This is a genomic window from Lysobacter sp. CFH 32150, assembly GCF_022758295.1.
Taxonomy (GTDB): Bacteria; Pseudomonadota; Gammaproteobacteria; order Xanthomonadales; family Xanthomonadaceae; genus CFH-32150.
This window is the reverse complement of the sequence record NZ_JALDWJ010000002.1, coordinates 193,057-205,830: the sequence shown is the minus strand read 5'-3', so window position 1 is coordinate 205,830 and position 12,774 is coordinate 193,057. Positions and strand designations below refer to the sequence as shown.

Annotated in this window: 10 protein-coding genes; 6 read left to right on the top strand and 4 right to left on the bottom strand. The window is 64.6% G+C overall.

Features of this window, described 5'->3' with window-relative positions; genetic code table 11:
* The first annotated feature begins 105 nt into the window (after positions 1–105).
* Positions 106–1,926, top strand: a complete 1,821-nt coding sequence (locus tag MO486_RS04355) for a D-(-)-3-hydroxybutyrate oligomer hydrolase (protein ID WP_242904847.1) — start codon at positions 106–108, stop codon at positions 1,924–1,926.
* Positions 1,927–2,027: 101 nt separating this feature from the next.
* Positions 2,028–2,357, top strand: a complete 330-nt coding sequence (locus MO486_RS04350; protein ID WP_242904846.1) for a thioredoxin family protein — start codon at positions 2,028–2,030, stop codon at positions 2,355–2,357.
* Positions 2,358–2,622: 265 nt separating this feature from the next.
* Here MO486_RS04350 and MO486_RS04345 read toward each other — a convergent pair whose 3' ends face one another.
* The 4 genes from MO486_RS04345 to MO486_RS04330 form a co-directional block, all read right to left on the bottom strand.
* Positions 2,623–3,720, bottom strand: coding sequence for an NAD(P)/FAD-dependent oxidoreductase (locus MO486_RS04345; RefSeq protein WP_242904845.1), 1,098 nt, complete (start codon positions 3,718–3,720; stop codon positions 2,623–2,625).
* Between the two features lie 140 nt (positions 3,721–3,860).
* Positions 3,861–5,636, bottom strand: coding sequence for a 23S rRNA pseudouridine(2605) synthase RluB (rluB, locus tag MO486_RS04340; RefSeq protein ID WP_242904844.1), 1,776 nt, complete (start codon positions 5,634–5,636; stop codon positions 3,861–3,863).
* Positions 5,629–6,432: an SMC-Scp complex subunit ScpB gene (scpB, locus tag MO486_RS04335; RefSeq protein WP_242905336.1), complete on the bottom strand. Its 804-nt coding sequence runs from the start codon at positions 6,430–6,432 to the stop codon at positions 5,629–5,631. Before scpB ends, rluB begins: the two co-directional genes overlap by 8 nt.
* Positions 6,433–6,458: 26 nt before the next feature.
* Positions 6,459–7,406, bottom strand: coding sequence for a ScpA family protein (locus tag MO486_RS04330; protein WP_242904842.1), 948 nt, complete (start codon positions 7,404–7,406; stop codon positions 6,459–6,461).
* Between the two features lie 347 nt (positions 7,407–7,753).
* Between MO486_RS04330 and MO486_RS04325 the strand changes: the two genes are divergently transcribed.
* The 4 genes from MO486_RS04325 to MO486_RS04310 all read left to right on the top strand — a co-directional run bounded on the left by MO486_RS04325 (position 7,754) and on the right by MO486_RS04310 (position 12,710).
* Complete coding sequence (locus MO486_RS04325; RefSeq protein ID WP_242904841.1) at positions 7,754–8,053, top strand: YciI family protein; 300 nt, start codon at positions 7,754–7,756, stop codon at positions 8,051–8,053.
* Positions 8,050–8,334, top strand: coding sequence for a BolA family protein (locus MO486_RS04320; RefSeq protein ID WP_242904840.1), 285 nt, complete (start codon positions 8,050–8,052; stop codon positions 8,332–8,334). The genes MO486_RS04325 and MO486_RS04320 overlap by 4 nt, the downstream gene beginning before the upstream one ends.
* A gap of 195 nt (positions 8,335–8,529) precedes the next feature.
* Complete coding sequence (locus MO486_RS04315; protein ID WP_242904839.1) at positions 8,530–9,570, top strand: LacI family DNA-binding transcriptional regulator; 1,041 nt, start codon at positions 8,530–8,532, stop codon at positions 9,568–9,570.
* A 122-nt stretch (positions 9,571–9,692) separates the two neighbouring features.
* Positions 9,693–12,710, top strand: a complete 3,018-nt coding sequence (locus MO486_RS04310; protein WP_242904838.1) for a TonB-dependent receptor — start codon at positions 9,693–9,695, stop codon at positions 12,708–12,710.
* The last annotated feature ends 64 nt before the right edge of the window (positions 12,711–12,774 follow it).

The following is a 12,774-nucleotide window of genomic DNA, read 5'->3' as shown; positions in this document are numbered from 1 at the left end:
GTAGTCATGGACGTTCTCCTCGGCCAAGACTAGCAAGTGGCTGTCCTGCCAACTTGGTACGAAAGTACGATGCCGCGCCGACTCAGGCTTGCTAGGGTCGCGGGCATGATGACTGCATCCTTCCCGTTGCGTGGTTCGATCCTGGCCGGCGTCGCACTGCTGGCCGCTTGCGTCGCGGCGGTTCCGCGTCCGGCCAGCTCGGAGGCATCGATGTTCACCACCATGCGGGTCAGCGAGCATCGAGGCACCGACGACTTGCTGACCGGCGGCCTCGGCCTCGATGGCCTGCGTGCGATGACGCCACCCGTGCTCGCGAATCCGGAGCGACCTTCGCCCGCGGAATTGCGCCGTCGCGCCTTGTGGAACAACTGGCGCGGCATCGCCGACCTTGCGCCGGGTGGTGGCTACGGCGACCTGTACGGCAGCGTTGCGAACGTGCCCGGTCGCGAATTCCACGCTTACGCCACGGTCCCGGGCGCAACTCAGCCGCATCGCGTGATGCTGCAACTGCCCGATGCCTTCGACCAGGGCAAGCGCTGTGTGGTGGTCACCGCCGTGTCGGGCTCACGCGGCATCTACGGTTCCATCGCGGTGGCCGGGGCCTGGGGCCTGCCGAAGGGCTGCGCGGTGGCTTATACCGACAAGGGCGCAGGTACGGACTACTTCGATCTCGATGCGCGGCAGGGTGTGCGCACCGACGGTACCGTGGGCGCTGTCGACGATGGTCTCGCGTTCACACCGGAGCCGATGGCGGGCAACGGGATTGCATTCAAGCACGCGCATTCGCGCGACAACCCCGAAGCGGTTTGGGGCCGGCACGTCAGGCAGGCCGCCGAATTCGCATTGCAGGCATTGAACGAGGCGCTGCCGCAAGCGCCGCGTTTCACCTTCGACAACACCCGCGTGATCGCGGTCGGCATCTCAAACGGTGGCGGTGCGGTGCTGCGCGCGGCGGAACTGGAAGGCAGCGGAGCCGAAGACGGCTGGCTGGATGCAGTCGTCGCCGGCGAGCCGAACATCGTCGTCGCCGATGCGCGCCCGCTGTACGACTACACCACCGAAGCGGCGCTGCTCATGCCCTGCGCCTTGCCGCAGCTGGGGTTGCCGCCGATGCCTTACGCGGCACAACGCTGCGCTGCACTTGCAGAGGCGGGACTGATTGCCGGCGCCGATCCCGTCGCGCAACAGAAATCCGCCTACGACGCCTTGCGTGCCTCCGGGTGGACCGACGCCGCCTTGCGTGCAGGCTCGATCAGCGTCGCGTTCGACCTGTGGCGCGCGGTCGCGGTGACCTATGCCTCGACGTACGGCCGCTATGGCGTCGGGGAGCATCCCTGCAAACAGAACTTCGCCGCGATGACGCCGGCACTGGCGCCACGCCCCGCAACGGCGGCCGAGCGCAGTGCCTGGTGGGCGGACGCCAGTGGCATTCCGCCGGGTGCAGGTGTCGGCATCACCGACGGCATCATCGCAACGACGCCCGATCCGACACTGCCGGGATTGCGTTGCCTGCGTGCGCTTTGGGACGGGCAGGGCGCCGATGCGGACAGGGTGCGTCAAGGGATCGCAGAAACCCGCGCCGCATTGCCGCGCGAGGGCCTGCCGGTTGTGGTGATCCATGGCCTCGACGATGGCCTCGTGCCGGCTGCCTTCAACAGCGCGCCCTATGTCGCCAAGGCGAAAGCCGCCGATCGCGACGTGCGCTACTGGCAGGTGCGCAACGCCCAGCATTTCGATGCGTTCCTCGGCTTTCCGCAGTACGGTGCGCAGTACCTGCCGTTGCTGCCTTATATCTACGCGGCGCTCGACCGGGTCTGGGCGCATCTCGAAGACGGCAGCGCACTGCCGGCGGATGCGGTGATCGAAACGACACCGCGCGGCGCGGGCAAGCCGCTCGACGCCAGCCATCTGGCCATACCACTTTGATCGCGTGACGCAAACGCCTGTCGCGCCTCTGCGGTGGCCATGTCCAGTCCATCACTGGGATTGCGGTAGCGTCGGCACGACACACGCATGCCGGACATCCCATGCCTTATGCATCCACCTATGCAGCCACTGAACCGGGTCGCGCCGATGTCGATGGCCTGGCCGGCCCTGCCGTCGTCGAGTTCGGTGCGCCCTGGTGCGGCTACTGCATCGCCGCCCAGCCATTGATCGAATCCGCGTTCGCGCGGCACGCCGACGTGCGTCATATCAAGATCGAGGATGGTCGCGGATTGCCGCTCGGCCGATCGTTCCGGATCAAGCTATGGCCGACGCTGGTCTTCCTGTTCGACGGAGAGGAAGTCGAACGCATCGTTCGTCCGACGGACTTCGCCGAAATCCTCCAGGCCTTTGAACGGATCGATGCGTCCTGAGGGTCGATTGTCTTTCCGGAACGGCGTATTCCTCTTCCGGAATCCAGCAATGACCTTCGCGAATGCGAAATGGTCATTCCGGAGCGTGGAAATGCCCTTGCGGAATCCCACGCTTGCATTCGCGAAGGCGAATTCGCCCTTCCGTTGCACCAAATCAGCGCAACGGGATGACTTCGCAGCCCTCCGTTGATGAAAATTTCATCAACGGAATGAGTCTTTTGGATTCCGGAAGGCGAAAAAGCCGGGTCAGCGACGTGCCTGCTGCTTACGCTCGCCGTTTGTGGAAATACACCTGTTCCGCCGCCCAACGCAGCGGTGCCGAATGCAGGAACAGGTCGAACGGCCAATCGCACTGGAATCGGTCGTAAGCCCAGCGCAGCGCGCGCTTGGCTTGGAAGCGTGGCGCGGCGCGTGCCGCCACTTGCTCGGGCGCCTCGCCGCCGTCTCGCACGTATCGTGCGATGGCATCGCCAACGCACCAGCCATGCTGCCAGGCCGAATGGATGCCGCCCGCCGTCACCGGCGAAACGATGCCGGCGGCATCGCCGGTCAGGATCACGCCCGGTGCCGTGATCTGCGATACCGGGCCGCCGCATGGCACCAAGCCAGCGCGTGTTGCCATTGGTGTCGCGTCAATCGGCAGGCCGACAACGCCGCGGATGCGTTGCAGGAAGCCATCGATGTCTGGACTGCGCGTCTGCGCATTGCTGTGCCGCAACGCGAGTCCGACTTGGACGCCGGTCGGATTCTGCGCGACCCAACCGATGTAGCCGGGCGCGTAACGCTTGCTGATGAAGCAGTGCAGCGCATCCGGTTCAGGTAATTGCAAGCCGGCGAATTCGTGTTCGATCCCGTAGAGGAAATCGTCGACGCGACCGAGATTCGCGCGTTCGGCGACGCGCGACTTGGCGCCGTCGGCGCCGACCAGATAGCGCGTGCTGCCGAGGCCTTCGACCTGCCAGCCGACGCCATCCTGCGTGGCGTTGGTGAACGATTGCTGCAGCCTTAGTTCAACGCTGTGCGAACGCAATTCGTCCGCCAGCCAGCGCATCACGTTGGGCGTGTCGGTGGTGAGGAAGTAGTAATCTGGCGCGACCAGCGACAGGCTGCGCAGATTGGGGGCATACAGGCGCACGCGTTCCACGCGTTGCACCAGTGCCGCCGGCACGCGGTTGAGCCAGGTCTGCTCGGCGGCTTCTTTGACGATGATCCCGGTGGTGTGGAGTTTGATCCCAGGGTCGCGCTTGCGCTCGATCACGCACACGCGCAATCCGTAGTGCGCCGCCGCAAGTGCGCATGCCGCGCCGGCAAAGCTGGCACCGACGACCACCACGTCCCAGTCGTATCGTTGAACTGCCGTCATTGCTCGCTGCTGTGTCGTAGGTGTGCGAGGCAGTGTGGTGATGCGATGTGGAGTGGATACGAGTCGCGTGTGAAGTCAGCAAGAAGCGCAAACACGAAGGGCGCCGAAGCGCCCTTGTGTCGTCTCACTTGCGTCGGCGCTTAGCCGCCGCCCTGACGTCCGCCACCGGGACGCCCACCACCACGCGGACCGCCGGGCCTCGGACCACCGGGACGTGGGCCGCCGCCGGGGCGACCACCGGGTTTGCCACCCGGACGCGGACCACCGGGGCGCGGGCCACGCGGCTTGTCGGCGTACGGGTTGTAGCTGCCGGGGTTGGCGTGATCGGACGGGAAGCTCGGCGCGTTGGCAGGGTGGCCATATGGACGCGATGAACGCTGGCCTTGGCCCTGGCCGCCGCCGGGGCCACGCGGACTGCGTTGATCCTGGCCGAAGCCGCTGTCGCGACGCGGCGGACGATCACCGTAGGCACCACCGCCTGGGCCGCGCGGACCACGCTCGCCGCCAGGGCCGCCTGGACCGCGTTCGCCGCGGCCCTGGTAACCGCCTTCGCTGCGTTCGCCATACGGACGATTACCACCCGGACCACCACTGCGCGGACCACCCGGACCGCCCGGACGCGGGCCACCGGGACGGCCTGCGCCGCCGCCAGGCTTGTTGCCATAAGGCTTGCGCGGACCACGTGCGCCATCGGGATTGCGATGACCGGCCGGGCCGGTGTCGACGCCTTCCGGCACGTACCAAGTGCGGAATGCGGCGGGATTCTCATGGCTACCGGGTTGTGCATCGCCACGCGGACCGCGCTGGCCTGGCTGGCGCGGGCCCTTGGGCTTGAACGCCTTGTGCGCCTGCTTGGCGGCAGCTTCGCCACTGACGGTGAGGCCGCCGTGAGGCTTGTTGCCGCCGCGACCGCGGCCGCGGTCTTCGCGCACATGATCGAAGCGCCGCAGTTCGCGGCCTTCATCGGCGGTGTTATGGCCGCTGATGTAGCCAGCCGAACGACGCTCGCCGCCGACGTGCACGGTCGACTTGGCGGCCTTGCGCTGGCCGATCACCGGTTGCAGCGTCAACGCCGACGGCGCGCCGTCTTCGAGGCCAAGCTTCTTGCGCAGCGCTTCGACCTTGTCGGCCTGCAACTCCTGCGATTGCCCGCGCAGCAGCGGCTGCGGCAGGGAGACATCGCCATAGCGGATGCGCTTGAGGCGGCTGACCTGGCAGCCCTGCGATTCCCACAGGCGGCGCACTTCGCGGTTGCGGCCTTCCTTCAGCAATACGCGGAACCAGTCGTGCGAATCGCTGCCGCCGATGCGTTCGATCTCGTCGAACTTGGCCGGGCCGTCTTCCAACGCGATGCCGCGGGCAAGGCGGTCGACGATGTTGTCCGGCACGTTGTCCATGCCTTCCGGCGCGCGCACGCGGCAGACGTATTCGCGCTCGACCTCGTAAGACGGATGCATCATCGCGTTGGCGAGTTCGCCGTCGGTGGTCAGCAGCAGCAGGCCGGTGGTGTTGATGTCGAGGCGGCCGATCGCAATCCAGCGCGCGCCTTTCAGGGCGGGCAGCGCTTCGAAGATGGTCGGGCGGCCTTCGGGATCTTCGCGCGTGGTCACTTCGCCTTCGGGCTTGTTGTACATCAGCACGCGGGCCGGTTCGGTGAGCGCGCTGGCGACGAAGGTCTTGCCGTCGATCTCGATCTTGTCGCCGCCGGTGATGCTCTGGCCGACTTGTGCGACCGCGCCGTTGACCTTGACCAGGCCGTCGGCGATGCGCTGCTCAAGTGCACGACGCGAGCCCAGGCCGGCTTGCGCGAGGACCTTGTGCAGGCGCTCTTCGAGGCGCGGGGTTTCAGCGGATTTTTCGATGTCGCCGCGTTTCAGCGTGAGCTTGCGGCTACTTTTATCTGGAGTGTCACTCATCTTTCTGCTCCGACGAGGCCTGCTCCATTTCAAGAGCTCCGGCGTCGTCATCTGTTGTTGCTACGGGCGTCGTCTCGACGGCGTGGTCGTCTTCGATGTCGTTCGTATCCGCCGCGCGCTCTCCCGGCGCGGCTTCGGGTTCGCCGGTGAGGGCGGGGGATTCGTTTTCGCCGCCGGTTTCGTCGGCGTCGGTGTCAGCGGTGATATCGCCGATCGGCATGCTGCCGTCCGATGTGCCGGCGTCGAACTGGAATTGCGGCTCCAGCTCGCCGAGATCCTTCAGTTCCGACAGTGGCGGCAGTTCGTCAAGGCGCTTGAGGCCAAAGTAGTCGAGGAAGATCTTGGTGGTGCCGAACAACGCCGGCTTGCCGGGCACGTCGCGGTGGCCGACCACGCGGATCCACTCGCGTTCCTCCAGCGCCTTAATGATGTTGCTGTTCACCGCGACGCCGCGGACCTGTTCGATCTCGCCACGAGTGATGGGCTGGCGGTAGGCGATCAGGGCCAGGGTTTCCAGCGTGGCGCGGGTGTACTTGGTCTGGCGCTCGGTCCACAACCGCGCGACCCAGGCATGCACGTCGGCTTGCACCTGGAAGCGGAAGCCTGAGGCCAGTTCTACGAGTTCGACGCCGCGGTCGGCGCAACCTTCGCGCAGGCTCTGCAACGCTGTTTCGACGCTGTCGGCAGGGGGCGGCGCGTCTTCCGGGAACAGCGCGTGCAGCTGCGCCAGCGTCAGCGGCTGGTTCGCGGCCAGCAAGGCGGCTTCGACGATGCGGGTGATGAGTTGTTGGTCCATTGCGCGGTACGTGTGGGCGAACAGGCTCATGGCCCGTTTCGACTTTCAGTGGAATCGTTGGCGGCGTCGGGTTCGTCGTCGAATTCGCTCGACAGTTCCAGCGCGGCCGGGTCGCCTTCGCCGATGGCGAGGGACTTGACGTAGATGATGCCGACCGACGCCGGTGCGATCGGGGCTTCCTGCACGAGGTCGAGCAGGTGTTCCTTGGCCAGTTCGAGCAACGCAAGGAAGGTCACGACCACGCCGAGCTTGCCTTCGTGCACTTCGAACAACGATTCGAAGCGGTGGAACTTGCCGTCTTCCAGGCGCGTGAGCAGTTCGCCCATGCGCTGGCGCACGCTGAGTGCGTCGCGCTTGATCGCGTGCTGGGTATACAGCTCGGCGCGCTTGAGCACGTCGTGGAGTGCCAGCAACATTTCACGCAGGTCGACCGGCGGCGGCAGCTTGACCGAGGCGCGGTCCGGCACGAAGGCGCTGACCGGGACGGTGTCGCGATCCTGCCGGGGCAGGGCATCGATATCCTCGGCAGCCTGCTTGAAGCGTTCGTATTCCTGCAGGCGGCGCACGAGTTCGGCGCGCGGATCGCCTTCTTCATCCTCCGCCATCGCCGAGCGCGGCAGCAGCATCCGCGACTTGATCTCGGCCAGGATCGCGGCCATCACCAGGTATTCGGCGGCCAGCTCGAAGCGCATCTCGTGCATGGCCTGGATGTAGTCGACGTACTGACGGGTGATCTCGGCGACCGGGATGTCGAGGATGTCCAGGTTCTGCCGGCGGATCAGGTACAGCAGCAGGTCGAGTGGACCTTCGAAGGCATCGAGGATGACCTCCAGCGCGTCCGGCGGGATGTACAGGTCCTGGGGGATCTGCAGCACCGGTTGGCCGAGCACCATCGCCAGCGGCATTTCCTGCTGCTGCGGTTGGACGGGCGCATGGTTTTGCTGGGTCGCGTCGGACGCGTTTTCAGAAGTCATCAATTTAGCGGCCCCCTCCGGGCCACTGAGTCTCGCAAGAGCGCGTGCTGGGGCAAGGCTTGGTCACACGGAAGCGTCAAGTTAAAGCAGGCGTCTGGTACGACGGGCGTCGCTGGTCGAACATCCCCGAACACCACACGCGACACGCACCGCTATGTTGCGGCGGACAGCGAGAAGGGACGTCGGGCAGGGGTCGGGTTGGGGCAGCGGGCGCGTGGGTCGCGATGGGCCGCTGCATCCGGCCTCGAACTATGGACGCAGGGTACGGGCTGCGCTGGCCGCTGTCTAGCGGGTGGCTGAATGCTGCGCGGCTACAATCGGCGCCTGCGAATCGAGGAAGCAAGCGCATGTGGTACGCGATCGAGGGCCATGACGGTCCGGATGTCCTGGCGAAACGGCTGGCCGCACGAGGCGATCACCTGGCGCGGCTGCATGCCCTGCGGGACGCGGGGCGGCTGATGTTGGCCGGTCCGTGCCCGGCGATCGATGCCGAGGATCCAGGCCCGGCCGGGTTCAGCGGGAGCATCGTGATCGCTGAATTCCCTTCGCTCGAAGATGCCCGCACCTGGGCCGATGCGGATCCCTACATCGCGGCAGGCGTCTATGCCCGCGTCGACGTGCGGCCGTTCAAGCCGGTGCTGCCATGATCCAAACGGAGCGCAGCGATCGTGTCGAACGCATCCGTGTCGCGCTCGAAGCGGCCTTCGCGCCGCAATCGCTGGAGGTCATCGACGATAGCCACAGGCACGTTGGCCATGCAGGCGCGCGCGATGGACGCGGCCATTTCAATGTCGACATCGTCAGCCCGGCCTTCGCCGGCATGTCGCCGCTGGCCCGGCATCGTGCGGTGTACGCCGCGCTTGGTGAGATGATGGACACCGACATCCACGCCCTGTCGATCCGAGCCAGGACCGCTGAAGAACACTGAGCATGGGCGGTAATTATGTTGCGGTGCAACGTAAATCGCCCCGGTTCTGCTGCGGTGCAGCAGCTCCGAAAGCCCCGCCAGGCCTACGTATCATCGTTTTGAGGCGGGGCGTTGGCAGCAAGATAACGCTTGCTTTACACGTTTCGTTGAAAACGTTTACAGTCGCCCCGGGCTATCGCAGCTCGCGGAGGGTCGATGAGCGGCGTGAACATCACCATCAAGGATGTCGCACGACGCGCCAATGTCTCGGTTGCGACCGTTTCGCGAGCCCTCAACGGACATGAGAATGTTACCGAAGCCGTGCGCCAGCGGGTGTTCAGCGCCGCCCACGAATTGCGTTACAGCCCGCATCATGCCGCGCGCAGCCTCAGCAGTCGCCGCACTCGCACCATTGGGGTGGTGCTGCCGGATCTCTACGGTGAATTCTTTTCCGAATTGATGCGTGGCATCGACCAGGTCGCGCGCGAGCGGGGCCTGCATTTGCTGGTGTCCAGTTATCACGGCAATCCGGAAGAGCAGGGTGTTGCGTTGCGGGCGATGCGTGGTCGCGTCGATGGCCTGCTGGTGATGTCGCCTTACCTCGACAATGTCGATGGGCTCGCCGACAACCTGTCGCATTCGATGCCCGCCGTCCTGTTGAACACGCATTTGCCCGGTGCAGGCATTCCCACGTTGAGCATCGACAATTACGGCGGCGCGCGCACGCTGATGCGCCACCTGATCGAAAGCGGCTACCGCCGCATCGCATTTATCGCTGGCCCGGAAGACAACTTCGACGCCCACGAACGCCTGCGTGGTTATGGCGATGCCATCGCAGAAGCATTGCCGGACGCCAAGCCCTGGATATTGCCGGGCGATTTCGATGAAGCCTCCGGACACCGTGCCGGCCGCGAATTGCTGGCATCGAAGCAGCGTCCCGACGCCGTCTTCGCGGCCAACGACATGATGGCGCTGGGCTGCCTGTTCGCGTTCAACCAGGCCGGCTTGCAAGTGCCCGGCGATGTTGCCCTGGCCGGATTCGACGACATTCCACTCTCGCGCTACGTGCATCCTTCGTTGACGACGATGCGCGTCGACATCACCGAATTCGGCGGGCGCGCACTGCGTGCCTTGCTCGATCGACCAGAACAGGACGACGCGACGGTCCCGACGGAAATCCTGCTCGCGCCCGAACTCATCGTCCGCGAATCGACCCGGGCCGAAGCGCCGCGACAGGCTCGCACCGACAGTTCCTGATCCAGCGCCGGCAGCAACGCGCCCGGGCTCCTTTTCCATGGATGCAAATCGACCTACCCACACCTTGTCCGCTGATGTAACCGATTACACGAATACCTGACCGCCCTGGGAGGGGACATGTCATGAAGCATCAAAACCAGTCGTCGCGTCGTTACAACCGCACGTTGTTGTGCTGTGCATTGGCCAGTTGCCTGGCCTTGGCTGCCCCGATTGCCATCGCGCAAACCACCGCCGCCACGGTCCGCGGCCAGGTCACGGTGGACGCTGCCCCTGCTGCCGACGCACGCGTGACCGCGACCAACCTCGCCACCGGCTTGACCCGCACCGTGCAAGCCACCGGCAATGGCAGTTACACCGTGACTGGCTTGCCGCCGGGCACCTATCGCATCGACGTTGCTGCGGGCGGCCGCACCAGTTCGCAGACTGTGCGAGTGCAGGTCGGACAGACCGCGACCCTGGATCTCGCTGTCGGCGCGGCGGCTGCGCCGACGACTCTAGAGACGGTGACGGTGGTGGGGACCGTGCTGCCCGAGACCAAGACATCGGAAGTCGCCACCTATGTTTCCCAGAAGCAGATCGAGGTATTGCCACAAGCGTCGCGTAACTTCCTCGCGTTCGCCGACACGGTGCCCGGCATGATCTTCGAAACGAGCTCCGATGATTCGACCAAACTGCGCGGCGGCGCGCAGAACTCCAACGGCATCAACGTCTTCATTGATGGCGTGGGCCAGAAGAACTACGTCTTGAAGGGCGGCGTAAGCAGCCAGGATTCGACCAGCGGCAATCCGTTCCCGCAATTGGCCATCGGCGAATACAAGGTTATCACCTCCAACTACAAGGCCGAATACGACCAGGTCAGCAGTGCGGCGATCACTGCGGTCACTAAATCAGGCACGAACGAGTTCGACGGCAGCGTCTTCTGGGACAGGACCAGTACCGATTGGCGGTCGCCTACTTTTGCCGAGGAACGCGCCGGCGGTAGGAAGACGATTTCACTCACGGAGCAGTACGGCGCCTCGTTCGGCGGGCCAATCATTCGCGACCGCCTGTTCTTCTTTATGACGTATGAAGCCAAAGACCTCACCCGGCCGCGTGACGTCAGCCCCGATGACTCTGCGTTCAGTCTCGCGGACCTGACGGAGGAGCTGCGTGATCAGACAGGCCCCACGTCGGCGGCATTCGAGGAGGACATGTTCTTCGGCAAACTCACCTGGCAGCCGGACGACGCGAACCTGGTCGAGTTGTCCGCGAAGGTGCGCGAAGAGGTGGAAGTCACCGGCATCGGCGGTGCGAACACCCTTTCTTATGCGAGCAACAAGAACAACGACAGCACGCGCATCGACCTGCGCTGGCAATGGACGGTCGGGGACTGGTTGAACGACGCGCACATCACGTCCGAAGACGACTACTGGAATCCGCGCCCCGTGACGATCGGACCGGGCTATAACATCGTCAACACGCTCAATGACAATAACGGCAGGTTGATCCTGAATGTCGGCGGCGGGCGCGACTTCCAGGACAAGGGCCAGAAGGGGTATGCGTTCCAGGACGACCTGACCTTCACCGGCTGGGAAGGGCACACGATCAAGGGCGGGGTCAAGTTCAAGTCCGTACGCGTGGATGCATTCCAGCAGCAGCCGTTCAACCAGCAGTTCCGGGTCGACTACTACCGCAACCTGGCGGCAGGGAACACCACGGTCGACAGCTTCATCCCATTCCGGGTCGAATTCGGCGCCCCGCTGCCAGGGATCGCGGATCGCAACGTGAGCTCACGCAACAAACAGTTCGGCATCTATCTGCAGGACGATTGGGAGGTCAACGAGCACCTGACGCTGAACTTCGGCCTGCGTTACGACTACGAGGAAACGCCCAGCTATCTGGACCACCGGACGCCGGACAACCTGGCCGCCGCGCTACGCGGATGGCAGAACATCCAGAACACCGACTACAACATCGAGGACTACATCAGTAACGGCAACAACCGCGATGCCGACGACGACAACTGGGCGCCGCGCCTGGGCTTTTCCTATGACCTGAACGCCGATCAGCGCCATGTCATCTTCGGCGGCGCCGGTCGTTCCTACGATCGCAATCTATTCGATTACCTCGCGCTCGAGCAGGCCAGGAACACGTTCCCGACCTACTCGTTCAACTTCGACGTGGCAGGTCACCCATGCACGCAAGGCACCGGCAATTGCGTTGCCTGGGATCCCAGGTACAAGGATCTGAACGAGCTTTATGCACTGGTCGCTGCCAACCCCAACCTGGGGCAGGAAGTGAACATGATGAACAACAACCTCGAGACGCCATATTCGGATCAATTCAGCTTGGGCATGCGGAATGTCGTGCCGCTGATGGGGCACGACTGGAGTACATCGGTCACCGTGGCGCATATCCGTAGCTACGACGGCATCATCTTCTCGCTCGGCAACCGCTATCCGGACGGAACGTTTTACGGTCCCGGCCGCACGTTCGGTGGTGCTCCGTTCGGCCAGCCGATTCCTGGCTTCGGCACGCTGGTCAAGGCCGACAACGGCCTCGAAACCCGTGCCAACCAGTTGCTGCTGTCCGCGGAGAAGCCCTTCACCCCCAGTTCCCCATGGAGCGTGACGCTGGCCTACACCTACACGGACTCGGAGGAGAACCGCAGCAATGCGGCCAACGGCGACGAGCATTACGTATTCGACTACCCCAACCTGGACGACCACCCGTGGGTGGAATCGATCGGCATCTCCAAGCACCGTTTCGTAGGCACAGGCGTTGTCGAGTTCTGGGGTCTCACGTTCTCGACCAAGCTCACGTTGGCGAGCCCTGCCGCCAAAAACGTCCTGAACTGTATCCAGCCGACTCCGGCCGGCCTGGACAACTGCGCCTACGGCACATTCGAGGCTGGGTACTTCGATGACGCCAAGTTCCGCCAATGGGACATCGCGGTGCAGAAGGAATGGACCATCGAAGGCGACCTGAGCCTCTGGGTGCGCGGCGATGTCTTCAACGTCACCAACGCACAGAATCTGACGGACTTCGGTACGTTCAGAGGCGTCGATGGCGTGCAAGACGTCAACTACGGCATCCGCACCGGCAACGGGACGGTCTGGCCGCCGCGCATGTTCAAGCTCTCCGCGGGTTTTAGATGGTGATGTCGCCCCGACCCGCCCGCATTTAGCGGGCGGGTCGTTTGCGAAGCTCCAATGGATTTCTTGA